The 24,757-nt window shown below is 51.5% G+C and carries 23 protein-coding genes, 1 tRNA gene and 2 pseudogenes; 10 read left to right on the plus strand and 16 right to left on the minus strand.

All coding sequences use genetic code 11. The features are described 5' to 3' along the window. The first annotated feature begins 33 nt into the window (after positions 1–33). Positions 34–916 (plus strand): annotated as a pseudogene (locus tag F4V61_RS14550) (integrase domain-containing protein). 193 nt (positions 917–1,109) lie between these two features. Here the strand turns inward: F4V61_RS14550 and F4V61_RS14555 are convergent. The 7 genes from F4V61_RS14555 to aspA form a co-directional block, all read right to left on the minus strand. Next, positions 1,110–2,369: a tyrosine-type recombinase/integrase gene (locus F4V61_RS14555; protein WP_001131487.1), complete on the minus strand. Its 1,260-nt coding sequence runs from the start codon at positions 2,367–2,369 to the stop codon at positions 1,110–1,112. 150 nt (positions 2,370–2,519) lie between these two features. Beyond that, positions 2,520–2,595 (minus strand) — tRNA-Phe (locus F4V61_RS14560). Between the two features lie 116 nt (positions 2,596–2,711). Then, entirely contained in the window at positions 2,712–3,284 is a 573-nt protein-coding gene (locus F4V61_RS14565) for a transcriptional regulator (protein WP_079827975.1), read from the minus strand. Between the two features lie 36 nt (positions 3,285–3,320). Next, positions 3,321–5,024 carry a protein-disulfide reductase DsbD gene (locus tag F4V61_RS14570; RefSeq protein WP_079953665.1) on the minus strand — a complete coding sequence of 568 codons (1,704 nt, stop codon included), beginning with the start codon at positions 5,022–5,024 and terminating at the stop codon, positions 3,321–3,323. Next, entirely contained in the window at positions 5,000–5,347 is a 348-nt protein-coding gene (cutA, locus tag F4V61_RS14575) for a divalent cation tolerance protein CutA (protein WP_000887834.1), read from the minus strand. Before cutA ends, F4V61_RS14570 begins: the two co-directional genes overlap by 25 nt. 120 nt (positions 5,348–5,467) lie before the next feature. After that, positions 5,468–6,769 (minus strand): anaerobic C4-dicarboxylate transporter DcuA, encoded by a 1,302-nt coding sequence (gene dcuA / locus F4V61_RS14580; protein WP_000637592.1) that lies wholly within the window; start codon positions 6,767–6,769, stop codon positions 5,468–5,470. Between the two features lie 114 nt (positions 6,770–6,883). Next, positions 6,884–8,320, minus strand: a complete 1,437-nt coding sequence (aspA, locus tag F4V61_RS14585; RefSeq protein WP_000069440.1) for an aspartate ammonia-lyase — start codon at positions 8,318–8,320, stop codon at positions 6,884–6,886. Between the two features lie 340 nt (positions 8,321–8,660). Here aspA and F4V61_RS14590 point away from each other — a divergent pair, with 340 nt between their 5' ends. Beyond that, positions 8,661–9,137, plus strand: coding sequence for an FxsA family protein (locus tag F4V61_RS14590; RefSeq protein WP_001267293.1), 477 nt, complete (start codon positions 8,661–8,663; stop codon positions 9,135–9,137). Between the two features lie 60 nt (positions 9,138–9,197). Here F4V61_RS14590 and yjeH read toward each other — a convergent pair whose 3' ends face one another. Beyond that, positions 9,198–10,439: an L-methionine/branched-chain amino acid transporter gene (yjeH, locus tag F4V61_RS14595; RefSeq protein ID WP_001004175.1), complete on the minus strand. Its 1,242-nt coding sequence runs from the start codon at positions 10,437–10,439 to the stop codon at positions 9,198–9,200. Positions 10,440–10,714: 275 nt separating this feature from the next. On the opposite strand from yjeH, the gene F4V61_RS14600 reads away from it, so the two are divergent. The 3 genes from F4V61_RS14600 to F4V61_RS14610 all read left to right on the plus strand — a co-directional run bounded on the left by F4V61_RS14600 (position 10,715) and on the right by F4V61_RS14610 (position 13,311). Further along, complete coding sequence (locus F4V61_RS14600) at positions 10,715–11,008, plus strand: co-chaperone GroES (RefSeq protein WP_000027827.1); 294 nt, start codon at positions 10,715–10,717, stop codon at positions 11,006–11,008. A 43-nt stretch (positions 11,009–11,051) separates the two neighbouring features. Next, positions 11,052–12,698, plus strand: coding sequence for a chaperonin GroEL (gene groL / locus F4V61_RS14605; protein WP_000719109.1), 1,647 nt, complete (start codon positions 11,052–11,054; stop codon positions 12,696–12,698). Positions 12,699–12,957: 259 nt separating this feature from the next. Beyond that, positions 12,958–13,311: a DUF4156 domain-containing protein gene (locus tag F4V61_RS14610; RefSeq protein WP_000558210.1), complete on the plus strand. Its 354-nt coding sequence runs from the start codon at positions 12,958–12,960 to the stop codon at positions 13,309–13,311. Between the two features lie 31 nt (positions 13,312–13,342). On the opposite strand, the pseudogene yjeJ reads toward F4V61_RS14610, so the two are convergent. Together yjeJ and epmB are read right to left on the minus strand one after the other, a co-directional pair. Continuing rightward, a pseudogene (gene yjeJ / locus F4V61_RS14615) lies at positions 13,343–14,214 on the minus strand (YjeJ family protein). 280 nt (positions 14,215–14,494) lie between these two features. Beyond that, positions 14,495–15,523, minus strand: coding sequence for an EF-P beta-lysylation protein EpmB (gene epmB, locus F4V61_RS14620; RefSeq protein ID WP_000940492.1), 1,029 nt, complete (start codon positions 15,521–15,523; stop codon positions 14,495–14,497). A gap of 40 nt (positions 15,524–15,563) precedes the next feature. Here epmB and efp point away from each other — a divergent pair, with 40 nt between their 5' ends. Beyond that, complete coding sequence (efp, locus tag F4V61_RS14625; protein ID WP_000257282.1) at positions 15,564–16,130, plus strand: elongation factor P; 567 nt, start codon at positions 15,564–15,566, stop codon at positions 16,128–16,130. Positions 16,131–16,422: 292 nt separating this feature from the next. Then, a complete protein-coding gene (ecnB, locus tag F4V61_RS14635; RefSeq protein ID WP_000239597.1) occupies positions 16,423–16,569 on the plus strand; it encodes a lipoprotein toxin entericidin B in 147 nt (48 codons plus the stop codon). A gap of 30 nt (positions 16,570–16,599) precedes the next feature. Here the strand turns inward: ecnB and F4V61_RS14640 are convergent, their stop codons facing one another. Then, a complete protein-coding gene (locus tag F4V61_RS14640; protein WP_012210657.1) occupies positions 16,600–17,187 on the minus strand; it encodes a response regulator transcription factor in 588 nt (195 codons plus the stop codon). 256 nt (positions 17,188–17,443) lie between these two features. On the opposite strand from F4V61_RS14640, the gene sugE reads away from it, so the two are divergent. Then, on the plus strand, positions 17,444–17,761 hold the full coding sequence (gene sugE / locus F4V61_RS14645; RefSeq protein ID WP_000118467.1) for a quaternary ammonium compound efflux SMR transporter SugE: 318 nt from the start codon (positions 17,444–17,446) through the stop codon (positions 17,759–17,761). A gap of 16 nt (positions 17,762–17,777) precedes the next feature. Here the strand turns inward: sugE and F4V61_RS14650 are convergent, their stop codons facing one another. From F4V61_RS14650 to frdA, 5 genes are all read right to left on the minus strand, one after another. After that, positions 17,778–18,311, minus strand: coding sequence for a lipocalin family protein (locus F4V61_RS14650; protein ID WP_001238394.1), 534 nt, complete (start codon positions 18,309–18,311; stop codon positions 17,778–17,780). 111 nt (positions 18,312–18,422) lie between these two features. Then, complete coding sequence (gene frdD, locus F4V61_RS14655) at positions 18,423–18,782, minus strand: fumarate reductase subunit FrdD (protein ID WP_000609650.1); 360 nt, start codon at positions 18,780–18,782, stop codon at positions 18,423–18,425. Positions 18,783–18,792: 10 nt separating this feature from the next. Beyond that, on the minus strand, positions 18,793–19,188 hold the full coding sequence (gene frdC, locus F4V61_RS14660; protein ID WP_000208749.1) for a fumarate reductase subunit FrdC: 396 nt from the start codon (positions 19,186–19,188) through the stop codon (positions 18,793–18,795). Between the two features lie 10 nt (positions 19,189–19,198). Then, positions 19,199–19,933 (minus strand): fumarate reductase iron-sulfur protein, encoded by a 735-nt coding sequence (gene frdB / locus F4V61_RS14665; RefSeq protein WP_000829508.1) that lies wholly within the window; start codon positions 19,931–19,933, stop codon positions 19,199–19,201. Beyond that, on the minus strand, positions 19,926–21,716 hold the full coding sequence (frdA, locus tag F4V61_RS14670) for a fumarate reductase (quinol) flavoprotein subunit (RefSeq protein WP_024132047.1): 1,791 nt from the start codon (positions 21,714–21,716) through the stop codon (positions 19,926–19,928). Before frdA ends, frdB begins: the two co-directional genes overlap by 8 nt. 322 nt (positions 21,717–22,038) lie before the next feature. Between frdA and epmA the strand changes: the two genes are divergently transcribed. Both epmA and yjeM read left to right on the plus strand, forming a co-directional pair. Further along, complete coding sequence (gene epmA / locus F4V61_RS14675) at positions 22,039–23,016, plus strand: elongation factor P--(R)-beta-lysine ligase (protein ID WP_000004801.1); 978 nt, start codon at positions 22,039–22,041, stop codon at positions 23,014–23,016. A 224-nt stretch (positions 23,017–23,240) separates the two neighbouring features. Beyond that, complete coding sequence (yjeM, locus tag F4V61_RS14680) at positions 23,241–24,743, plus strand: glutamate/gamma-aminobutyrate family transporter YjeM (RefSeq protein WP_038397106.1); 1,503 nt, start codon at positions 23,241–23,243, stop codon at positions 24,741–24,743. Positions 24,744–24,757 lie beyond the last annotated feature (14 nt).

Below are 24,757 nucleotides of genomic sequence, written 5' to 3' on the forward strand. Positions count from 1 at the left end.
ATTGTGCTTTTTATTGAGCGGCAAGGGGGAGCTATGGGCAAATTAGGCAGTGAAATGAAGGCGCTGGCGAAAAAGGCGGGCGGCAGTTACCAAACGGTGGATAACCGCATTCACATCGTGCAGCGGTTCAGTAAGCATTTACGTGCGCTGAATATCCAGATCCAGCGGGTGGCGCAGATCAAGGTTCGTCATATCGAATGCTGTATTCAGGCGCGGCTGGCGCAGCAGATCGGTAAACGGACGCTGCAAAATGAAAGGGCCGCGCTGCGTAGCGTGCTGCAACAGGCCGGACGTCAGCAGGTGGCAGAACATGAGCGGATGACCAATAAATCATTGGGGCTGTCTGGCGCATCCCGCAACGGCACCAACCGGGCCATCACGCCGGAGTATTACTGCAAGGTGCTGGAGGCTGCCCGCGACAAAGACGCAGGAGCTGGCGGCGACGCTGGAGCTGGCAAGGCTGATGGGGCTGCGTTCGCAGGAGGCGGTACAGTGCTGTCAGTCATTAAAAACGTGGAAGCAGGCGCTGGAACGCGGCGAAACCCGACTGACTGTAGTGTTTGGCACCAAAGGCCATCGTCCGCGTGAAACCATTATTCAGGATACTGGCGCAGTTAAAAAAGCGCTGGATAATGCCCTGGCTGTCGCAGAGCAACGTAACGGCAGGCTGATTGACCTGCCCAGCCTACAGCAAGCGATGAATTACTGGCGCAAAGAAATCGCGCAGGCCGGGCTGACGGGGATTTATACCCCACACTCATTACGCTATGCGTGGACGCAGGATGCGCTCCGCCATTATCTGGCGCAGGGATTTAGTGACCGGGAAGCGCTGGCGCTGACCTCAATGGATTTGGGCCACGGTGACGGACGTGGGTGGTATGTGGTGCAGGTTTACGGGCGACGGGAAGAGGCATAATTTCCTGTTCTGGTGTAATCATGAAAAGTAAAAGGCCGAAGGGTAAAGGAGCGCTAAGGGTAACAGCGCCAGACCGGAAAGGCCAAAGGGCTGAAAGGGCCGGAACTGGCGCAGCGAAATGGATTTCGCCGCTGATGCAAATAAAAAAGCAGATCCCCTGAGATCTGCTTTCCTGCGTGACTCGCTGAATGGCTCAGGCCACCTGAACCTGTCTGTCATACCGGTATGGCGCAACAAACTTTTGCCGACAGGCGTCGAGATAGTCCGACCACCACTGCATCATCTGCGTGCGCTCGTCGAGGTGCTCTGCCTTGTGGATATACGCGGCGCGAACGTTGTTACGTTCCTGATGGCTCATCTGCCGCTCAACCGCATCTTTCGACCAGCGCCCGGATTCGATCAGCGCGCTACAGGCCATTGTGCGGAAGCCATGACCGCACACATCCACCTTCGTGTCATAGCCCATCACCCGCAGCGCCTTATTGATGGTGTTTTCGCTCATAGGCTTACGAGGATCGTGGTCGCCCGGAAATAACAGCTCACTGTTGCCGGACAGCAGCTTTAGCTGTTTCAGCACCGTCACCGCCTGTTTTGACAGCGGCACCAGATGCGGCGTTTTCATCTTCGCGCCACGCTCTGAATAGCGCACGCCCGGAATGGACTCACGCTGCGTCGGGATCGTCCACATTGCGCCATCCAGATCGATCTCCGTCCAGCGGGCAAAACGCAGTTCGCTGGAGCGGATAAAGATCAGCAGGTTAAGCTGCACCGCCAGCCGGGTTAACAGCCTGCCGGAGTAGCCCTCCAGCCGTTCCAGCAACTGCGGTATCTGCTCCAGCGGCAGGGCGGGGTAGTGGTTTTTCGGCGGCGGCGCGATGGCACCCGTCAGATCGTTGGCCGGGTTGCTGGCGATCAGGCTCTCCTGCACCGCGTAGCGCATGATCGCCGTGGTGCGCTGCTGGCTCCGAGCGGCGGTCTCCAGATTGCCTTTCTTCTCCGCCACCCGCAGCGGGATCAGTAGGTCGGCGGTTTTCAGGTCGGCGACGGGGATGTTGCCGATCAGCGGGAATACGTGCAGCTCCAGCGAGCGCAGGATCTTCGCCGCGTGATGCTCCGTCCAGCGGATATTCCCTGCCAGCCACCTACGGGCGACTTCCTCAAACGTATTACCGCTTTTCTTCGCCTGCTTCTCCTGCTGCTTCTTCACCCCTGGATCGTCGCCTGCGCTGAGTACGGCTCTGGCTTCCTCGCGCAGCTTACGCGCATTCGCCAGCGTCACGGTCGGGTAAGCGCCAAACGCCAGCTTTTTCTCTTTACCGCCAAAGCGGTACTTGAGGTGCCAGAGTTTAGAACCGTTAGGTTTAATCAGCAGGTACAGGCCCTGCGCGTCGCTGAGTTTGTAAGGCTTATCGAGCGGCTTCGCGTTGCGGATGGCGGTATCGGTGAGTGGCATGTGGGGGCTCCATAGTTTATCGAACCGGAAGGCCCCCAAAAACTACGGATGTCAAAAAATCCGGTAGTACTTTACTGCACTACCGGGTTTGATTAACTTACTGATTTTTTGACGTTTCAGGACGCACTGGGACGTCATGGAACAAAATTTTGGTGCCCGGACTCGGAATCGAACCAAGGACACGGGGATTTTCAATCCCCTGCTCTACCGACTGAGCTATCCGGGCAACGGGGCGCATTAAACCGTAAAGGGGCTCGGTCGTCAACGGCTTTACACGAAAAAAGTGATAAAAGCGCGTTGACTGCCTGCTTTTCAGGCAAAATGCGTAAAATCAGTACTCCGTCAGGTTAGCGCGCCACCCTGGCGGCACTGTGCAAAGCGCAGAATATCTTCCGCCAACCGTTGAGCGGTATCTACATCAGCCTGACTGCGGTTGACCAGCATTCGGCTGAGACAGCCTTCCAGCACCAGTTCCATCTGCCTCGCGACCATCGCCGGATCGTCAATTTCCAGCATGGTCAGTAGCTCATGGGTAAAATCATGTGCCGCACGTTTTTGTTGATCGGCCAGTTGATGAATAGGGTGGGCTGGATCGGGATAAAACGTACAGGCGGCAATGAACAAGCAACCAGGATAACGGTTATTACTGACACATTCCGAGAGCGCGCTGTAGCGTGCCAGCAGCTTTTGTTCAGCAGAAAGGGTCTCATCAAGAAGCTGGCGTCGCCAGATATCTACCTGCTGACTAAGATAACGTAGCGCGTCATACAAAATGGCTTCTTTATCTGGCCAGAAACGCTGTAATGTGTCGAGTGGGTGATTTACGCGCTCCGCCACCATTTCCAGCGTAGTATTGGCTATCCCTTGCGTCTCCAGTAATTTCAGGGCTTCTCCCAGAATATCTTCACGTTGCACGGTATTCTCCTCCGTCTTTGCTTTTGCAAGTGTCGCTCACGGTTGGCGATCGTGCAAATGCGCGCTAAAGGTTGCGGCGTCCATAAAGCCGGTGACTCGCGCTTGCGGCTGTTCCTGACCTTGAGCATCAAAGAACAGAATGGTGGGTAGCCCGAGGACTTGCAGATGCTTTAACAGCGCGACATCCTGCGCATTGTTAGCGGTGACGTTAGCCTGCAAGAGCACCGTGTTGTCGAGCGCCTGTTGGACCCGCGGATCGCTGAAGGTATACTTTTCAAACTCTTTACAGGCCACGCACCAGTCGGCGTAGAAATCCAGCATAACGGGTTTGCCTTTGGCCTGTGCCAGCGCCTGATTGAGCTCGTCCACGGTAGAAATAGCCGTGAAATTGAGGTGTGCCTGGGTCTGCGCGGACGGCGATCCGAATGCCCAATCTTGTAAAGGTCGTACGCTAACAAGCGCTGCAGCCAGCAGGATAATCTGTACAATGCGCATCCACGCTCGCGTTGCCTGCAGACTGGTAATAAACCCCCAGCTAAAGAAAGCGACACCCAGCAGCGACCACAGGCGTAAGCCCCAAACGTCACCAATAATCCGCTCCAGTAAAAAGACCGGTAACGCGAGGATCACGAAACCAAAAGCGGTTTTGACATGCGACATCCACGGGCCGCTTTTTGGCAGCAGACGGTTGCCAAACACGGTGACCAGAATCAGCGGTAGGCCCATACCAAGCGCATACAGATAAAGTATGCCGCCGCCCAACCACATATTCCCGCTCTGAGCAATATAGAGCAGAATCGCGCTTAACGGCGCTGTAGTGCAGGGAGAACAAATTAATCCGGCAATCGCCCCCATAACAAAGACGCCGCCGGGCGAACCGCCCTGCTGACGATTGCTCATTAATGTCAGCCGGGTTTGCAGTGAAGAGGGAAGCTGTAGTGTGAACAGGCCAAACATCGACAACGCAAGCAAGGTGAACACTACGGCAAGGCCGATTAATACATAAGGGTGCTGCAGCGCCGCCTGAAACTGTAATCCCGCAGCGGCGACGACCAGACCCAGCGCGGTATAGGTCAGCGCCATCCCTTGTACATAAATAAAGGCCAGCAGCAATGCGCGCCCCATCGACAAACATTGCCTTCCCCCCAGGACAATACCGGAAATCAGCGGATACATGGGTAAAACGCAGGGCGTAAAGGCGATGCCGATACCGATCAGCAACGCCCAGAGCGCGGAGAAAGGCAACTGGGCGGCGGGTTTTGACGTTTCATTCGCCTGGGGGACAGCAGGCGCCGGCGTGGTGTCTGTTGCCGCGGCGACTTCACTTAGCGGCACCGTTTTCGTTTCCGGCGGATAGCAGAATCCTGCATCGGCGCATCCCTGGTACGTTACTGTTAATGTCGCGCCTGCCGTCGCCTGACTAACCGTTACCGGAACGTTTAGCTGCTTACGGTAGATTTCGCTTTTCCCGTAAAATTCATCTTCATGCCACACGCCGGCTGGGAGTTGGACTGCGGCGATATCCGCTTTCGTCGGTGTGATGCTGATTTGTTTACGGTAAAGGTAATAACCCTCTTTTACCTGCCAGGAGAGGGTAAGGTCGTGTTGATTTTGCTGAAAATCAAAAACAAACGCCCGGTCGGCAGGGACGAACTGCGAGCGACCCGGCGCGTCAAATAACCCGGCGAAAGCGGATGTGCTGCACAGCAGCAGGATCAGCGTAAAGATGCGTTGAGCCATGAGAGGTAATCAGTATCTCCGTGAGTAACAGGTAAAACCAGAAGTTCGGGTGTTTGATACGGGTGGTGAGACTTCAGGCAGTCGATAAGCGCTTGCTGATGTGAAACGGTGGTTTTTAAAATCATCTGAACTTCATATTCCTGTTCCAGCTTACCTTCCCAGTAGTACAGCGATGTCGCTCCGGGGAGAAGGGTGGCGCAGGCGGCCAGTTTTTCCGCCAGCACTTTGGCGGCCAGATCCTGGGCGGTTGCTTCATCCGGGGCGGTACAAAGCATCAAAACGGCCTCGGTGATGGAAATATCCTGACTTTTAACATCAAGCATAAACACCTCGAAAAAACAAAAAGACCCGCAAGTGAATGGTCACTATACAATGGACGAGGGCAGGATGTTAGTCAAAGGTCGGGAGAATGCGAGGCGTGATACGCCCCGCGGGGGAAATACTTACAGCATAAAGCTGCCCAGCAGAAAGCCGAAGCAGACGGCAAGAACGACGCCCAGGGTGCCTGGGATGAAGAACGGATGGTTAAAGACGAATTTACCAATACGGGTTGTACCGGTGTCATCCATCTGTACTGCCGCAACCAGAGTCGGATAGGTCGGCAGAATGAATAGACCGGAAACGGCGGCGAAGGAAGCGACAGCCGTCAGCGGAGAGACATTCAGCGCAAGCGCCATCGGCATCAGCGCTTTCGCCGTCGCCGCCTGAGAGTAGAGCAGCGCGGAAGCAAAGAAGAAGATGACGGCCAGCAGCCACGGATGACCCTGAATGACGCTGCCCGCAGTATCTTTGATCCAGTCGATGTTAGCGGATACGAAGGTATCGCCCAGCCACGCTACGCCCAGAATACAGATACAGGCGCTCATCCCCGCTTTAAAGGTGCTGGAGTTGAGGATGGCGTCAGTTTCCACTTTACACAGGATGGTGGTTAGCGTTGCGACGCTCAGCATGATGATCAGAATAGCATTGGTGGTGTTCATCAGCGGTTTCTCAACCAGGCCGAGACTCGGACTGTTGATGATTGCATAGATCACCACGCCAACGACGCCTAACAGGAACAGCCAGACGGAGTTTTTTGCCATCGGTTTGATTTCAATCTGTTTTTCGCCGCGCAGTTCAATCAGTCCTTCTTCCAGACGCTTGCGGTAAATAGGATCGTCAGAAAGTTTGGAGTTGAATAACATAGTGATCAGGAAGGACATTACCAGCACCGCCAGCAGCGTAGAAGGGATAACCACGGACAGCAGGTGAATGTAGCTGATGCCATGACCTTCCATGACAGAAGACATATACACTACAGCCGCAGAAATCGGCGAGGCAGTAATCGCGATCTGCGCGGATACCACGGCGGTAGAGAGCGGACGGCAAGGTTTGATTCCCTGCTCCTTTGCTACTTCAGCAATGACCGGCAGCGTTGCCAGGGAAATGTTCCCGGTACCGGCAAAAATAGTCAGGAAATAGGTCACAATCGGCGCGAGGATGGTGATGTATTTCGGATTCTTACGCAGCAGTTTTTCCGTCTGGTTTACCAAATAATCCAGACCGCCCGCTACCTGCATGGCAGAGATCGCGGCGATAACCGCCATGATGATGGAGATGACATCGAATGGAATTGTCCCTGGCTTCACGCCGATAGCGGCAAGTACCAGCACACCCAGCCCGCCTGCAAATCCAATACCGATGCCCCCGAGTCTGGCACCCAAAAAGATTGCCAGCAAAACAATGATAAGTTCGACAACTATCATATTAGCCTTCCTTGTTGTTTAACAAGTTGATATTAAATTGTTGTTATTTGGTAACTTATTGCAAGAAAAAAGGCACGTCATCGTGACGTGCCTCTTTGGTACTACCCTGTACGATTACTGTTCGCTTTCATCAGTATAACGTTTAGCTTTATAAGCCGGGTGCATCAAGTTCTGTACGGAGAAAATATCGTCCAGCTCGGCTTCCGTCAACAGGCCGCGCTCCAGCACAACCTCACGCACGCTCTTACCAGTTTCGGCACAGATTTTACCGACAATGTCGCCGTTGTGGTGACCGATGAACGGGTTGAGGTAAGTGACGATACCGATAGAGTTATAAACATACCCTTCGCACACTTCTTTATTCGCGGTAATACCGTTAACGCATTTTTCCAGCAGGTTGTAGCACGCGTTGCTCAGAATGTGAATAGATTCGAACATCGCCTGACCGATAACCGGTTCCATAACGTTCAACTGCAACTGACCTGCTTCCGCCGCCATTGTAACGGTAGTGTCGTTACCGATGACTTTAAAGCATACCTGGTTGACGACTTCCGGTACGACCGGGTTCACTTTTGCTGGCATGATGGAAGAACCCGCCTGCAGTTCCGGCAGGTTGATCTCGTTCAGGCCGGCACGAGGACCAGAAGAGAGCAAGCGCAGATCGTTACAGATTTTGGACATCTTCACAGCCAGGCGTTTCAGCGCGCTGTGAACCATGACATACGCGCCACAGTCAGACGTCGCTTCAATCAGGTCTTCAGCCGGAACGCAGGCGAAACCAGTCACTTCAGCCAGTTTTTTCACCGCCAGCGGAGAGTATTCTTTCGGCGTGTTCAGACCGGTACCGATTGCCGTTGCGCCAAGGTTCACTTCCAGAAGCAGTTCAGCAGTACGTTCGATGCTTTTCACTTCTTCTTTCAGCAGAATGCTGAAAGCACGGAATTCTTGACCAAGCGTCATCGGTACGGCGTCCTGCAACTGGGTACGACCCATTTTCAGGATATCCTGGAATTCAACCGCTTTGCGCTCAAAGCCTTCACGCAACTGGTTGATGGCATCGATCAGTTTGACGATAGAGGCGTAAACCGCCACACGGAAGCCTGTCGGATAGGCGTCGTTAGTCGATTGACATTTATTCACGTGGTCGTTCGGGTTCAGGTACTGATATTCACCTTTCTGATGACCCATCAGTTCCAGCCCGATATTGGCCAGCACTTCGTTGGTATTCATGTTGACGGAAGTGCCCGCGCCGCCCTGGTAGACATCTACCGGGAACTGATCCATGCACTTGCCGTTATTAAGGACTTCATCACATGCGGCAATGATGGCATTCGCCACACTCTTAGGAATGGTTTGCAGCTCTTTGTTGGCCAGCGCCGCCGCTTTTTTCACCATAACCATGCCACGCACAAATTCAGGGATATCGCTGATTTTGTTGTTGCTAATGTAGAAGTTTTCAATCGCTCTCAGAGTGTGAACACCATAGTAGGCTTCAGCTGGAACTTCCCTGGTACCCAACAGATCTTCTTCGATACGAATGTTGTTTGACATGTGAACCTTCTTTTTCAAGCTGCCAATGATTTTTACTTTAAAACACACAGGATATATGTGATTTCGAATGTTTTCTGACCGACGATTATCCCCTCCATCGGCCTGATAAACGAGATCATATGCTGGTTCAGAATTCCTACCGTAATCTGGATCACTTAAAGTGTGGGAATTTACCCCTTATTTATTATTTTGTGAAATAGGTCACCGCTTTAGGATTACTACTTAAAATAAGTGTACAAACTGCTTGAAATTTTGCTAAGCACCACCATATCGGATCAATGCGAATCGCAAACCCATTCAAATGGTCGTCGCAGACGGCTATGACTTACAGGAGAGTCCTTTGCGCTGGATACCCTTTTTAGCCGTCTTTCTCTATGTTTATATTGAGATTTCTATTTTTATCCAGGTCGCCCATGTGCTTGGCGTCCTGATGACGCTAATCCTGGTAATGTTTACATCGGTTATCGGTATATCACTGGTACGTAACCAAGGTTTTAAAAACTTTTTGCTGATGCAACAAAAAATGGCGGCCGGTGAGAGCCCAGCGGCAGAAATGATTAAGAGCGTATCTCTGATCATCGCAGGCTTACTGCTCCTGTTGCCGGGTTTTTTCACCGATTTTCTCGGCCTTCTACTTTTATTACCGCCAGTGCAAAAACATTTGACGCTGAAGTTGCTGCCGCATTTACGTTTTTCCCGGATGCCGGGCGGCGGGTTTAGCGCTGGTACAGGCGGTGGCGAAACATTTGACGGCGAGTATCAGCGTAAAGACGACGATCGCGATCGTATTAAACATAAAGATGATCGTCAGGATTAAAGGTAGATATGCAGGTCGGATAAGTCGCGTGAGCGGCGCTATCCGGCCGACGGATGTTTCTCACGCCATCCGTTTCCGCTTCGGTAAAAATAGCCATAGTGCTACCAGCATAATAATGGCATACAAGCTTTTCCATCCCACCATTACCAGCAACAATAGACACAGTAGACAACTCGTCACCGCCAGTACATGGCAGCGCCCTTTCAATAGCCGACAGCCCGCCAGCATACAAAGTAGGTAGAGCATAATAAAAATACCGTTAGCATAAACGATCAGAGCATTGAGATTAATTCTCAGTGCGTAGACGACCAGGGAACTCACGCAACAAGAGGCCAGAATGGCGTTTAATGCGTGCAAGGGGAGGCGTCCGGAAGATAGTTGAGCCAGATAGTGATCGGGCTTATATTGCATTTGCGTCCATATCAGGCGCGCGAAACTCTGCGCATACACATTCAGGCTGGCAAAGCAGGTGAGGTAACCAATAATGCAAGCTACCCACAACGCCTGGATACCGAAGAGATGAACAATAATAATCGGTAACGAAGCTGTCGCCGCTATCTTTTCGCTATAAACGCCAAAATGTAGTACGACGGCTGTACAGGCCCAATAAATGGAGCCAGCCAGCATCAGACCAATGATCAATGCGCGCGGAAAATCACGTTCAGGATTTTTAAATTCAGACGATAAATGCGTAAATGCCTCAATTCCCACAAATCCCCAGAATATGATCGCCAGGGCGGTACACAGTTGGGAAAATGTGATTTCGCTCGCGGTTGGAAAGGTGATATTTGTGGGGTTAAACGCGCCTTTCCACAGAATGGCGGCAATAAGCGCGATGATTAATCCAGCGATAATGGCTTGCAGGTTGGCGCTAGAGCTGGCGCCGCGAGATCCCATAAACCATAGTAATCCTATAGTACCCAGTTCCCCGAATAAGAGTTGCTCGCTTCGCCAACCAAACAGAGCCTGACCGAAGCCAACCGCAATATGCAAGGCTGCGGGAAAACTAACAGGAATTACTGATAAAAATAACCAACTGATCACCCGCTGCAGACGCGGGCCAAATGCCATTCCGACAAAATGCGCTACGCCGCCAGCGTGTGGAAAATGACGACCCAGCACAGCAAAAACAATGGCGATAGGGAAAATCAAAATAATGAGCAGCGGCCATGCCCAAAGGCTGATGTTGCCTGCCGCCAACGCAGCCAGTTCCGGGAGCGCAAAAACGCCAGTCCCTAATAATGACGTTGTTAACAAGATAACGCCCTGAACCAGCCCGAGATCTTTTTTTAGTTCATTCATAAGCTATTTATCCGGCGGTATTGTAACGTCAGGCGACGACAGACCTTTTTAAGCGTATCACACACACATTTTCTTTTAGCAGGATGTTCTAAACCTCGGGTAAACGTGAGATAAGTAACGTTTTTACAGCTTTTTTCGCTCAGAAGAATTTTTTTTCATCTCCCCCCTTGAAGGGACAAAACCCCATCCCCATCTCTCTGGTCACCCGCCGGGAAACTGTTTACGGGCCGGCGTAACCCATAACTGATAAAGACTTTCTCAAAGGAGAGCTATCAATGAGTATTCGTCCATTACATGATCGAGTGATCGTCAAACGTAAAGAAGTTGAGTCCAAATCAGCTGGCGGCATCGTACTGACCGGTTCCGCAGCGGGTAAGTCAACTCGTGGCGAAATCATCGCTGTCGGTAAGGGTCGCATCCTGGACAACGGTACTGTACAGCCGCTGGACGTGAAAGTCGGGGACATCGTGATTTTTAACGATGGCTACGGTGTGAAATCTGAGAAGATCGACAATGAAGAAGTGTTGATCATGTCTGAAAGCGACATTCTGGCAATTGTTGAAGCGTAATCCGCGAACGACACTGAACATACGAATTTAAGGGAAAGAGAAAATGGCAGCTAAAGACGTAAAATTCGGTAATGACGCTCGTGTGAAAATGCTGCGCGGCGTAAACGTACTGGCAGATGCAGTGAAAGTCACCCTCGGCCCGAAAGGCCGTAACGTGGTTCTGGATAAATCTTTCGGTGCGCCGAACATCACTAAAGATGGTGTTTCCGTAGCGCGTGAAATCGAACTGGAAGACAAGTTCGAAAACATGGGCGCGCAGATGGTGAAAGAAGTTGCCTCTAAAGCGAACGACGCTGCAGGCGACGGTACTACCACCGCGACCGTACTGGCGCAGTCTATCATCACTGAAGGTCTGAAAGCCGTTGCCGCGGGCATGAACCCGATGGATCTGAAACGTGGTATCGACAAAGCGGTTGCTGCTGCGGTTGAAGAACTGAAGGCGCTGTCCGTACCGTGTTCCGACTCTAAAGCGATTGCTCAGGTAGGTACTATCTCCGCTAACTCCGACGAAACCGTAGGTAAACTGATCGCGGAAGCGATGGATAAAGTCGGTAAAGAAGGCGTGATCACCGTTGAAGACGGTACTGGTCTGCAGGACGAACTGGACGTGGTTGAAGGTATGCAGTTCGACCGCGGCTACCTGTCTCCTTACTTCATCAACAAGCCGGAAACAGGCGCAGTAGAACTGGAAAGCCCGTTCATCCTGCTGGCTGATAAGAAAATCTCCAACATCCGCGAAATGCTGCCGGTTCTGGAAGCCGTTGCGAAAGCAGGCAAACCGCTGCTGATCATCGCTGAAGATGTTGAAGGCGAAGCGCTGGCTACCCTGGTAGTGAACACCATGCGTGGTATCGTGAAAGTGGCCGCGGTTAAAGCGCCAGGCTTCGGCGATCGTCGTAAAGCGATGTTGCAGGATATCGCTACCCTGACCGGTGGTACCGTAATCTCTGAAGAGATCGGTATGGAGCTGGAAAAAGCGACCCTGGAAGATCTGGGCCAGGCAAAACGTGTTGTGATCAACAAAGATACCACCACCATCATTGATGGCGTGGGTGAAGAAGCGGCCATCCAGGGCCGTGTTGCTCAGATTCGTCAGCAGATTGAAGAGGCGACCTCTGACTACGATCGTGAAAAACTGCAGGAGCGCGTAGCGAAACTGGCCGGCGGTGTTGCGGTTATCAAAGTTGGCGCTGCGACTGAAGTTGAAATGAAAGAGAAGAAAGCCCGCGTTGAAGATGCTCTGCACGCGACCCGTGCTGCGGTAGAAGAAGGCGTGGTTGCTGGTGGTGGTGTTGCGCTGATTCGCGTAGCAAGCAAAATTGCCGACCTGAAAGGTCAGAACGAAGACCAGAACGTGGGTATCAAAGTTGCGCTGCGCGCAATGGAAGCTCCGCTGCGTCAGATCGTGCTGAACTGCGGCGAAGAGCCGTCTGTCGTGGCTAACACAGTTAAAGGCGGCGACGGTAACTACGGTTACAACGCAGCGACCGAAGAATACGGCAACATGATCGACATGGGTATCCTGGACCCAACCAAAGTAACCCGTTCTGCGTTGCAGTATGCGGCTTCTGTGGCTGGCCTGATGATCACCACCGAGTGCATGGTGACTGACCTGCCGAAAAGCGATGCGCCTGATTTAGGTGCTGCTGGCGGTATGGGCGGCATGGGTGGTATGGGCGGCATGATGTAATTTAATCTTCATACTTCAAGCCGCAGGTTCGTTGGCGGCGTTCATTCACCCCAGTCACTTACTTATGTGAGCTCTTGGGGGGGCATGAACTTGCCGCCTGCCTGCAACTTGAATGATTTGATTAAATACGTATCTCGCGAAAAATGAGAAACCTCCGGGCAGAAATGTCTGGAGGTTTTTCTTTTGAGCCTCTTTTTAGTATAAGATTCTCACACGGACGACATGACAGGCGTCCAGCTCATTGATTATGGGGAATAACATGCACGTAAAATATTTAGCAGGGATCGTTGGCGCCGCGTTGCTGATGGCGGGTTGTAGCTCCAGCAACGAACTCACCGCTGCCGGCCAAAATGTGCGCTTTGTCGAAGACAAGCCTGGCGCGGAATGCCAGTTGATTGGTACGGCAACCGGTAAACAGAGTAACTGGTTTTCTGGTCAGCATGGCGAAGAGGGTGGGTCAATGCGCGGTGCAGCGAATGATCTGCGTAATCAGGCTGCTGCGATGGGCGGAAACGTCCTGTATGGCGTAAGCAGTCCGTCTCAGGGAATGTTGTCCAGCTTTGTCCCGACGGCCAGCGAGATGAACGGCCAGGTTTATAAATGCCCGAACTGATATGCCTGAATCGTAACGCCCTCTGAACGATTCAGAGGGCGATATGGTTAACGTTTTTCCTGCGATACGCCATGCGTAGATTATGCAACGCACGCATACATTGATCCTGCGTCAGACGCGCTGCTTTACCGGTTCCAGGCGTTCTGACAAAAATCTTACACGGTTTTCCCACCAGCTTTTTAAGGCGCGGACTGAAATTTAGCAAACGGCGTGATATCGCTTCAGCTTCTTTAGAACCTGACGGACTGCGGGTTTTAATGATGGTGCCGCAATCATGTGATTGCCCTGATTCATCCGTGTAACGATAAACGAGCGCCAGATAATGGTTATACAGATTATGTTTCCAGTTGGGCTGGTTATAGGTATAGAATTCCAGATTGCCGTTTTCCAGGCAGTCAGCGTCGTATAATGGTAAAAAGTCCAGCATTGAAGAAATACGCAATGCGAGCTCTCGCATTTCGGCATTATTAATGGCATGAATAATAGCCATCACCAGAACTTCAACCTGCCACTCACCGATCTGTAAATCCAGTTGGCTACCATTGTGCAGATTTAACGAAAAAGTTAATACGTCTTCTGAATTATCGCTAAGCGCTAAAGATTCAACACGCTGATTAATATCGGCGTTTTCCAGCTCTTCACGAGCTATTGCCGGAATGTTCTCGTGCATTTTACGCACATGGCTGATTTTGGTTTTCTGACGTTTTTCTCTTCTTGTTCCGCAAGCGAGTGTTGTAAATAGAGTCTCTGTTCAAGGCCGATCAACAGATCGCGCAGCGCGAGTACAGGAAAGAAAAGCAGAGTTTCTTTATTTCTTAGTGACTTCACCTTAAGCGCCAGCGCGATAAACTTATCATTGTGACGAATAACGCCGGTATTTAGTGCCTTAACCGTTAAGGCCATGTCAATTTTCCAAAATATAAAATAGTTAAATATTTAACTGCAATGTATTTAATATATAAATTGTTTATGCTGCCTTATAAAAGGAGAACCAGTATAATTCGAAAATGCAGTACTCGCTAAGCGAGTCCTAAAACGGACTTTTTTGAAAAGAGGATGTTGGAATGGCGTGTTTAATAAACGTTATTCTACCGTCGCCAGATAGTGAGGAGAATCGCGGGACGAATCTCCTCGTTATATTGCGCGGTACTATTTTTCGTCGTCCCTGACGTGCCCGCGAGGATTATTGCTGTCGAAGTTGTAAATCCAGGGGGGTTTTGCTAGGTTCGCCGCCAATTTCACGCGCCAGTCTCGGCACCATATAGCCGGATACCAGCGTGAGCAGTTCGCGCATAATTTGCCGGGCTTCGTCATCGGTGATCATAAAATGCGCTGCGCCCTGCACTTTATCCAGCACATGCAGGTAATAGGGCATCACTCCGGCGTCAAACAGCGCGTTGCTCAGATTCGCCAGCGTTTTCGCGTTATCATTCACGCCCCGCAGCAGGACGCTCTGGTTGAGAAGCGTTACGCCCACACGGCGCAGTTTCTTCATCGCCAGGCAGAACGCCTCGTCCACTTCATTGGCGTGGTTAGTATGGTTCACCAGCAAAATTTGCAGACGCGACTGGTCAAAACGAGCGACCAGTTCGTTAGTAATACGCGCCGGGATGACGACAGGCAACCGGCTGTGGATGCGTAGCCGCTTGACGTGCTTAATAGCTTCCAGTTGCGTGAGCAGCCAGTCCAGCTCATGATCTTTCGCCATCAGCGGATCGCCGCCGGAAAAGATGATCTCATCCAGTTCCGGGTGCGCGGCAATATACTCCAGCGCGACTTTCCAGTTGCGCTTATTGCCTTGGTTCTCCGCATACGGGAAGTGACGACGGAAACAGTAGCGGCAATTTACCGCGCATCCGCCTTTTACCAGCAATAGCGCCCGGTTTTGGTATTTATGCAATAATCCGGGCACCACGCTGTGTTGTTCTTCCAGCGGGTCGGTGGAGAAGCCAGGGGCGACAATAAATTCGTCCTGGGAGGTCAGTACCTGACGTAAAAGCGGATCGTCAGGGTTGCCCTTTTCCATGCGCGCAATAAAAGCGCGCGGCACCCGGAGGGCGAACAAATGCCTGGCGTCCTGTCCTGCCCGGAGTTTTTCATTCGCTTCAATCTGTAAAAGATGCAGCAGTTCATCGGGATTGGTCACAACATCGGCAAGTTGCGCTAACCAATCTTCTCGCAATGGGGTATTTAGGGTTACAATATGCGCCATTTTGTGGCTTAGCTACCAGTTAACAATTTCAGAGGGCCTTATGGCGACTTACTATAGCAACGATTTTCGTTCCGGTCTTAAAATCATGTTGGATGGCGAACCTTATGCGGTTGAATCCAGTGAATTCGTGAAGCCGGGTAAAGGCCAGGCGTTTGCCCGCGTTAAGCTGCGCCGCCTGTTGACCGGCACGCGCGTAGAGAAAACCTTCAAATCGACCGATTCCGCAGAGGGCGCGGATGTGGTCGATATGAACCTGACTTACCTGTATAACGACGGTGAGTTCTGGCATTTCATGAACAACGAAACCTTCGAACAGTTGTCGGCAGATGCCAAAGCTATTGGCGACAACGCAAAATGGCTACTGGATCAGGCGGAATGTATTGTGACCCTGTGGAACGGTCAGCCTATCTCTGTCACCCCGCCAAACTTTGTTGAACTGGAAATTGTTGATACTGATCCAGGTCTGAAGGGTGATACCGCAGGTACTGGCGGTAAACCTGCGACTCTGTCTACTGGCGCAGTGGTTAAAGTTCCGCTGTTCGTGCAGATTGGTGAGGTGATCAAAGTCGATACCCGTTCCGGTGAATATGTATCCCGCGTAAAATAATTTACGTTACCGCGAAGTATGGTGCAGCGTATGCTGCGCCATCGTATTTTTCGCGCATCAATACTGGAATGCTTTATTAGCCTTGTCGCGCTGGTTCTTCTTACTGGTACATTATTCACAGCGTGTCATACCCGACGAAGATATTCAGCATCCCGGTCATTCTCCATCTCCGCGCAGCCAGCTAATCACTTCTCGTCTTCCTAAAATTCGTCGATCGCCCGTCATTTTCTGGGATGTTGTCTATTATTAAGTTGCTATACACAAACAACATTGGCTAGAAAAGGAAGACATTATGGTTAAAAAGACAATTGCAGCGATTTTTTCTGTTTTGGTACTTTCCACTGTGTTAACTGCTTGTAATACGACGCGCGGTGTGGGCGAGGACATCTCGGACGGTGGTAATGCGATCTCTGGCGCTGCAACCAGAGCTCAGCAGTAATCATCAACGGTACGGCATGGTGCCGTACCGTTAATCAATTCTCTTCGGGAGCATTAGAAAGGGAGAATATCGATTATCCATATGAAGTTTCATACGGATATTACGTTTATAGGTGTAAACCGTTTTCCCGTGAATGCCGAGCGCATATCCAATCTCTTTGTTGCTGGTGCCTTCTGTCCACATCGCGAGCACCTTTTCCTCCTGCGGAGAAAGCAATGCCGTGGCGTTTTCCGGTGCTTCCTGCAATGGATGAGTGCACAGCGCGCCTTTAATTCGTTGGGCAATCTCATGTAAAGGCGTGTGTTTGGATAACACTGCATGACTGGCATATTGTGACCTGTACGGCATATTTCCTGACTGTAATAATAACAATGGCGTCATCCCACAGGCGGCAAAAAACGCATTGATAGGCTGTGTGGGCAAGGCATCGTTGAGAAAACCATATAAGTCAGCGATAACCAGATGGGGCTTCCATTGCAGAATATGTTCTTTCGCCAGTATAAGGTTATTCATCCCGGACACCAGCAGTGAAGAACTGAGCACATCAGTGTGATTAAGCCAGGCCTCTATTCCCGTGCGGGTAAAATGGCATCGGTCTATCACTAAAATTTTCAACATGGTTTTTTGCACCCAGAAGTAGATAAAGCACTTTCTGATCCCAGAAAGCGTTCCATCATAGAGAACTCCTGTTGGCGCTAAATGCGAAAATTACGTGGCTTAAAAGGGTTAATTCCCGCCTTTAGGAAGAAAAAATAAAAAGGTTGAAATTCTTTTTCTCTCAGGCAAAAATGGCCTTTCATCTGTATACGTTACAGGACGACCTGTAAACGCCATTCTCACCGGGGACGGCCCCATTAATTATCTGGAGCCTGCTATGTCCTGGATTATTTTATTAATCGCTGGTTTACTTGAAGTGGTATGGGCTGTCGGCCTGAAGTATACCCACGGTTTTTCCCGTCTGACACCCAGTATTATCACCATTACTGCCATGATTATCAGTATGGCGTTACTTTCCTGGGCGATGAAAACGCTGCCTGTTGGAACGGCTTACGCTATCTGGACCGGCATCGGCGCCGTCGGGGCTGCAATCACCGGTATCCTTCTGCTTGGCGAGTCAGCCTCACCGACGCGCTTGCTCAGTCTCGGATTGATCGTCGCGGGTATTATTGGGCTAAAACTCAGCACGCATTAATTTGTAGCTGATATCGCTACGAACCTGATTGTTTTACCCAAATTAATTTATTGACGTCAAACCCCTCCCGGGTCGCGACGGCCAGCATCTGTTGCTTTATTTCCTCAGAGAGGGTTGGCGTGCGAGAAAGTATCCACAGATAGTCGCGATCCGGGCCGCACACCAGCGCATGACGGTATTCCCTGTCAAGCGCAATCACGTTATAGCCGCCGTAGAACGGGCCGAAAAAAGAGACTTTAAGCGCGGCGCGGTTTGGACTACCGGTAAAATACGCTTTGCCTTCTGTTTTTTGCCACATCCCCCGATCCGGGTTATAGCCTTTATTGATGACATTAAGCCCGCCATCGTTACGCAGACTATAGCTGGCAGTGACTTGCTCCAGTCCACGCTCAAATCGATGATCGAGGCGTGCGATTTCATACCATGTGCCGAGGTAACGTTTGGCATCAAAGTTATTTACCACGGTAACGCCTTTAGGCGGCGTAGGCGAACTACAGGCGACAACCAAAAATGCCGCAGTAACCGCAGCAACGACGGGCAGTAAGCGCATAGGTTTTTTCCTTCCAGTGTTTTTTCTAAGTGTAGAACCTGGCGGGAAAATGAGGGGCAGAAAAAGTAAAAACGCCTTCTTACCGGGTAGATAAGAAGGCGGAGCAGCAACTTAGAGAGTGATAACGCCAATCGCCGTCACAACGGTCAGGATTGCCGCCAGACCGTAGAAGACCCATTTGCCCGCGGGCACATGAATTTTCAGGTCATGCATCGCATGGTGCATACGGTGTAAGCCACACCATAGCGGCAGCACGATCATCAGGAACAAGAACACGCGGCCAATAAAGCTTTGGGCGAACGTCAGTACGCGCTCAAAACTCAGGGCATCGCCCGGAAATAGCCCCAGCGGCAGCATGATGCCAACCAGTAGCACGATCACCGGCGCGATGATCGCGCCCCACATACCGCCTGCGCCAAACAGTCCCCAGAATACGGGTTCATCAGAACGTTTTGGGTTTGGATTAATCATCCGGGACTCCTTACCAGAACAGGGCAACATACAGAATGACTACGGTGACTACCGCAGTGACCACCCAAAGCCCTTTGATAATTGGCTCTGGCCCCATTTTTTCGTCTTTTACAATGATATTGGCAGCCTTCGGCGCCAGCTCAAACCAGGTTTTGGTGTGCAGCAGCGCGGCCGCCAGGGTGATCAGGTTTAAGATCACTACCACCGGGTTTTGTAAAAAGCCGACGAATCCCATCCAGGATTCCGCGCCGTGTTTGAGCGCAAACAGACCGAAAATCAGTTCAATACTGAACCAGACTGCCGGCACCGCTGTGCCTTCGCGCAGCATATAAAAGCGATAAAACGGCAGTTTCTTCCACCAGGTGGACGTCATCGGCCGCACATAGGGTTTGCGTTTAGTCGTCATGTTGCACTCCTTAGCGTGGTTTCAGGGTGGCGATAAGAAAGTCTTTCGAACTTTCCACTTTACCCTGCTGAATGGCCGCAGCCGGATCGACATGTTTCGGACAGACTTCGGAGCAGTAGCCCACGAAAGTACAGGTCCATACGCCATTCGGACTGTTCAACTGCGCCATACGCTCTTTCTTACCGTGGTCGCGGCTGTCTTCGTTATAGCGATGCGCCAGCGTAATCGCAGCCGGTCCAATGAACTCAGGGTTCAGACCGAACTGCGGACATGCGGCGTAGCACAGACCACAGTTGATGCAACCGGAGAACTGGTGATACTTCGCCATTTGCGCCGGGGTCTGGACGTTCGGCCCCTGAGCCGGCGTGCGAGAATTGCCAATAATGTACGGTTTGATAGCTTCCAGGCTTTCGATAAAGTGCGTCATATCAACAACCAGATCGCGCTCAATCGGGAAATTCGCCAGCGCTTCCACCTTCATACCGTTAGTGTAATCGCGCAGGAAGGTTTTACACGCCAGTTTAGGGACGTTGTTGACCATCATGCCACAGGAGCCGCAGATCGCCATACGGCAGGACCAGCGGTAGCTCAGGTCTGGCGACAGGTTATCTTTGATGTAGCCTAACGCATCCAATAGCGACGTTGTTTCATCATAAGGAACTTCATAGAAAGCACTGTGCGGCGCGGTATCGGTTTCCGGGTTATAGCGCACCACCTCAACTTTCAGGTTTTTCATCTCAGCCATTCGCCTTCTCCTTCTTATCGGCTGCTTCCGCTTCACCGCCGTAAACACGTTTAGCTGGCGGCAGGGTGGTGATTTTCACGTCGCTATATTCCAGTCGGGTCGTGCCATCAGCATCACGGAAGGCGAGGGTGTGCTTGAGGAAGTTCACATCGTCGCGCTCGGTACAGCCTTCATCCAGACGCTGATGCGCGCCACGGGACTCTTTACGCGCCAGCGCGGAGTGCGCCATACATTCCGCCACGTTTAGGCCATGACCCAGTTCGATGGTATACAGCAGGTCAGTGTTGAACACGCTGGAGGTATCGGAGATACGTACGCGCTTGAAGCGTTCCTGAAGCTCGGCCAGCTTATCGAGGGTTTTCTGCATCAGTTCCGGCGTACGGTAAATACCGCAGCCTTCTTCCATAGACAGACCCATTTCATCGCGGATCTTCGACCAGTTTTCATTGCCTTCCTGGTTCACCAGATTTTTCAGACGTTGTTCAATGTCGGCAACCTGGGCGTCGAGCGCGGCGCTATTTGCGGTACCTGCCGTAGCAGCGCGTTCCATCGCTTGTTCGCCAGCCAGACGACCAAACACCACCAGCTCCGCCAGTGAGTTGGATCCGAGGCGGTTCGCGCCATGCAGACCGACAGAGGAACATTCGCCAACGGCAAACAGCCCTTTGACACGGCTTTCACAGTTTTGGTCGGTTTCAATGCCGCCCATGGTGTAGTGCGCGGTCGGGCGTACCGGAATTGGCTCTTTAACCGGATCGACGCCAACATAGGCTTTCGCCAGTTCGCAAATGAACGGCAGACGTTCATGCAGCTTCTTCTCGCCGAGATGACGCAGGTCAAGGTGAACCACATCGCCGCGCGGTGTGGAGATAGTGTTGCCTTTACGCCATTCGTGCCAGAAAGCTTGGGACACTTTGTCGCGTGGCCCCAGTTCCATATATTTGTTTTTCGGCTCGCCCAGCGGCGTTTCCGGGCCCATGCCGTAGTCTTGCAGGTAGCGGTAGCCATTTTTGTTGACCAGAATACCGCCTTCGCCGCGGCAGCCTTCGGTCATCAGGATGCCGGAACCTGGCAGGCCGGTCGGGTGATACTGAACGAATTCCATATCACGCAGCGGAACGCCGTGGCTCAGCGCCATGCCCATCCCGTCGCCAGTGACGATACCGCCGTTGGTGTTATAGCGGTATACGCGGCCTGCGCCGCCTGTCGCCATTACCACGGCATTGGCGCGGATTTGCACTAGCGTACCTTCCATCATGTTCATCGCCACCAGGCCGCGCGCATGGTTGTCGTCAACCAGAATGTCCAGCACAAAATGTTCGTCAAAGCGCTGGATTTGTGGGAATTGCAGGGAAGTCTGGAACAGGGTATGCAGCATATGGAAGCCGGTTTTATCCGCGGCGAACCAGGTACGCTCGATTTTCATACCACCGAAGCGACGCACGTTAACGCTACCGTCCGGACGGCGGCTCCACGGGCAGCCCCATTGCTCCAGTTGCGTCATTTCAGTGGGACAATGGTGGACAAAGTAATCTACGACATCCTGCTCACATAGCCAGTCTCCGCCTGCTACCGTATCGTGAAAATGATAGTCAAAACTGTCATGATCCTGGGCGACAGCGGCTGAACCCCCTTCGGCAGCGACGGTGTGGCTGCGCATCGGGTACACTTTTGAGATCAGTGCGATTTTAGCATTGGGATTCGCCTGTGCGGCAGCAATTGCAGCACGTAATCCCGCGCCACCGGCGCCTATAATGGCAAGATCGGCTTGAAAGGTTTGCACGACATTCCTCCAGATTATTGTAATTTCATCCTCGCGCAGCCAGATAAAGCCTCTGGGTTCTGCGGAGTATGAATGCGTTTCCACTGCTCCTTTATGGGTACAACAGTATAGTCTCAGGGATGTCAGGGAAATTTGACGTGTTCGATTTTTTTAGCGTATCAGAGGGATGAATTATCATTGTTTTTGATTAATTTAATTACTAAACCATCTGAAATCACTTTTTTTACCCTCCAGAAGGGAACCGATGCGCCCGCGCAAAATTTGTTTCGCTCGCGCGTTGCGAGTAGACTTCGTGACCTTGTCTTAAACTGGAGAAAGAATCATGAGCGAAACGGCAACCTGGCAGCCGAGCGCGTCCGTCCCCAATTTATTAAAACGCGCGGCGATTATGACGGAAATCCGTCGTTTCTTTGCCGATCGTGGAGTGCTTGAGGTTGAGACGCCCTGCATGAGTCAGGCGACGGTCACAGACATCCATCTGTTCCCGTTCGAAACGCGTTTCGTCGGACCTGGCCATTCCCAGGGGATGAACCTCTATTTAATGACCAGTCCGGAATATCATATGAAACGCCTGCTGGCGGCAGGGTGCGGTCCGGTTTTCCAGCTATGCCGCAGCTTCCGCAATGAAGAAATGGGACGATATCATAATCCGGAATTCACGATGCTGGAGTGGTATCGCCCGCATTACGATATGTACCGCCTGATGAATGAAGTTGATGATTTGCTTCAGCAAGTGCTGGATTGTCAACCTGCGGAAAGTCTCTCCTATCAACAGGCGTTTCAGCGCCATCTGGAGATTGACCCATTATCAGCAGACAAAACGCAACTGCGTGAAGCGGCGGCAAAGCTTGATGTAAGCAATATCGCCGATACGGAAGAAGACAGGGATACGCTGCTGCAACTGCTGTTTACGGTGGGTGTAGAGCCGCATATAGGCAAAGAAAAGCCGACCTTTATTTATCACTTTCCGGCAAGCCAGGCATCGTTGGCGCAAATCAGTACGGAAGATCATCGCGTCGCTGAGCGCTTTGAGGTGTACTACAAAGGTATTGAGTTGGCGAATGGTTTCCACGAACTGACGGACGCACGCGAGCAACAACAGCGTTTTGAACAGGATAATCGTAAGCGCGCCGCGCGAGGGCTGCCGCAGCAACCAATAGATAATCATCTGCTGGACGCTCTCAAGGCGGGAATGCCTGATTGTTCTGGCGTGGCGCTGGGCGTTGATCGTCTGGTGATGCTGGCGCTGGGAGCGGAAAGGCTGGCGGACGTGATTGCTTTTACGGTCGATCGGGCGTAAATCTGAAATTTACTCTTCTGCGAGATGAAATGGCGCAATAAGCGCCATTTTGTAGCATCTTTTTTCAATTATCCTCTTGTTGCCACAATATAGGGCTGGATATTTTGTATTATTCAGGTATCAATCCTGTATTGATTTGTTTATCGCTGACCTTTGCAAAAAGAAGGCGGCGCCAATCGGTGAGCGGCGTCTGGCAAACGTGCTCGAACGTAAGGGATGGTTGAATGACCCACACTATAAAAAAGATGAGCCTTATTGGGCTTATCCTGATGATTTTTACTTCTGTTTTTGGTTTTGCGAATAGCCCTTCGGCGTTTTATTTAATGGGTTATAGCGCGATTCCCTGGTATATATTTTCTGCATTACTGTTTTTTATTCCATTCGCCTTAATGATGGCTGAAATGGGTTCCGCTTATCGAAAAGAAGAGGGCGGGATCTATTCCTGGATGAATAACAGCGTAGGGCCACGCTATGCGTTTATCGGCACGTTTATGTGGTTTTCATCTTATGTGATCTGGATGGTAAGTACGGCGGCAAAAGTCTGGGTACCGTTTTCGACTTTTGTTTTTGGCGCTGATATGACGCAGCACTGGCGTTTCGCCGGGCTTGAACCCACCCAGGTTGTCGGGCTGCTGGCCGTTGGCTGGATGATTCTGGTGACGTGTGTCGCCGTCAGAGGGATTAATAAAATTGCGCGAATTACGGCGGTAGGCGGTATTGCCGTGATGTGTCTTAATTTGGTTTTATTGCTAACGAGTGTCGCTATTTTGTTATTAAATGGTGGACATTTTGCACAAGAGATTAATTTTACCTCGTCACCGAATCCGGGTTATCACTCCGGTCTGGCGATGCTTTCCTTTGTGGTATTTGCTATTTTTGCTTACGGTGGTATTGAAGCCGTCGGCGGACTGGTGGATAAAACCGAGAAACCGGAAAAGAATTTTGCGAAAGGTATTGTCTTCGCGGCTATTGTGATTTCAATTGGTTATTCTTTGGCGATCTTTTTATGGGGCGTCAGCACTAACTGGCAACAGATATTAAGTAATAGCGCCGTTAACTTAGGGAATATCACCTATATTCTGATGTCGAGTTTAGGCACGACATTAGGTAACGCGTTAAACCTTTCTCCGGAAGCGGCGATGACGGTGGGCGTCTGGTTTGCGCGTATCACCGGCCTTTCTATGTTTCTGGCTTATACCGGCGCGTTTTTTACGTTGAGCTATTCACCGCTGAAAGCCATTATTCAGGGGACGCCAAAAGCGTTGTGGCCCGCGTCGGTGACGACACTGAACGCTAACGGTATGCCGGCGACCGCCATGTGTCTACAGTGCGTGCTGGTGAGCCTGTTTATTTTGCTGGTCTCTTTTGGCGGCGATACCGCGTCGGCGTTTTATAACAAACTCACGCTGATGGCGAATGTCTCAATGACGTTACCATACCTGTTCCTTGCGCTGGCATTTCCCTTCTTTAAAGCGCGTCAGGATCTGGAGCGGCCATTTGTTCTCTTCAAAACCAAAGCCTCTACCCTGGTCGCGACGGGGGTTGTGGTGCTGGTGGTGACGTTTGCCAACGTCTTTACCATCATCCAGCCGGTGATTGAAGCTGGGGACTGGGACAGCGCCTTGTGGATGATCGGCGGCCCGATCTTCTTCTCGCTGCTGGCGATGGCGATTTATCAGAATTACAGCAGCCGCATGAGCGCTGATCCGGAGTGGGCGGCGGAGTAAAGGCCGTATGCCGG

Source organism: Salmonella enterica subsp. arizonae, assembly GCF_008692845.1.
GTDB classification, from domain to species: domain Bacteria; phylum Pseudomonadota; class Gammaproteobacteria; order Enterobacterales; family Enterobacteriaceae; genus Salmonella; species Salmonella arizonae.

Excerpts from the sequence above, each read along its gene's own strand:
- F4V61_RS14555 (WP_001131487.1), bottom strand. The coding sequence starts at position 2,369 with ATGCCACTCACCGATACCGCCATCCGCAACGCGAAGCCGCTCGATAAG.
- F4V61_RS14570 (WP_079953665.1), bottom strand. The coding sequence starts at position 5,024 with ATGGCTCAACGCATCTTTACGCTGATCCTGCTGCTGTGCAGCACATCC.
- cutA (WP_000887834.1), bottom strand. The coding sequence starts at position 5,347 with ATGCTTGATGTTAAAAGTCAGGATATTTCCATCACCGAGGCCGTTTTG.
- dcuA (WP_000637592.1), bottom strand. The coding sequence starts at position 6,769 with ATGATAGTTGTCGAACTTATCATTGTTTTGCTGGCAATCTTTTTGGGT.
- aspA (WP_000069440.1), bottom strand. The coding sequence starts at position 8,320 with ATGTCAAACAACATTCGTATCGAAGAAGATCTGTTGGGTACCAGGGAA.
- yjeH (WP_001004175.1), bottom strand. The coding sequence starts at position 10,439 with ATGAATGAACTAAAAAAAGATCTCGGGCTGGTTCAGGGCGTTATCTTG.
- F4V61_RS14600 (WP_000027827.1), top strand. The coding sequence starts at position 10,715 with ATGAGTATTCGTCCATTACATGATCGAGTGATCGTCAAACGTAAAGAA.
- groL (WP_000719109.1), top strand. The coding sequence starts at position 11,052 with ATGGCAGCTAAAGACGTAAAATTCGGTAATGACGCTCGTGTGAAAATG.
- F4V61_RS14610 (WP_000558210.1), top strand. The coding sequence starts at position 12,958 with ATGCACGTAAAATATTTAGCAGGGATCGTTGGCGCCGCGTTGCTGATG.
- epmB (WP_000940492.1), bottom strand. The coding sequence starts at position 15,523 with ATGGCGCATATTGTAACCCTAAATACCCCATTGCGAGAAGATTGGTTA.
- efp (WP_000257282.1), top strand. The coding sequence starts at position 15,564 with ATGGCGACTTACTATAGCAACGATTTTCGTTCCGGTCTTAAAATCATG.
- ecnB (WP_000239597.1), top strand. The coding sequence starts at position 16,423 with ATGGTTAAAAAGACAATTGCAGCGATTTTTTCTGTTTTGGTACTTTCC.
- F4V61_RS14640 (WP_012210657.1), bottom strand. The coding sequence starts at position 17,187 with ATGTTGAAAATTTTAGTGATAGACCGATGCCATTTTACCCGCACGGGA.
- sugE (WP_000118467.1), top strand. The coding sequence starts at position 17,444 with ATGTCCTGGATTATTTTATTAATCGCTGGTTTACTTGAAGTGGTATGG.
- F4V61_RS14650 (WP_001238394.1), bottom strand. The coding sequence starts at position 18,311 with ATGCGCTTACTGCCCGTCGTTGCTGCGGTTACTGCGGCATTTTTGGTT.
- frdD (WP_000609650.1), bottom strand. The coding sequence starts at position 18,782 with ATGATTAATCCAAACCCAAAACGTTCTGATGAACCCGTATTCTGGGGA.
- frdC (WP_000208749.1), bottom strand. The coding sequence starts at position 19,188 with ATGACGACTAAACGCAAACCCTATGTGCGGCCGATGACGTCCACCTGG.
- frdB (WP_000829508.1), bottom strand. The coding sequence starts at position 19,933 with ATGGCTGAGATGAAAAACCTGAAAGTTGAGGTGGTGCGCTATAACCCG.
- epmA (WP_000004801.1), top strand. The coding sequence starts at position 22,039 with ATGAGCGAAACGGCAACCTGGCAGCCGAGCGCGTCCGTCCCCAATTTA.
- yjeM (WP_038397106.1), top strand. The coding sequence starts at position 23,241 with ATGACCCACACTATAAAAAAGATGAGCCTTATTGGGCTTATCCTGATG.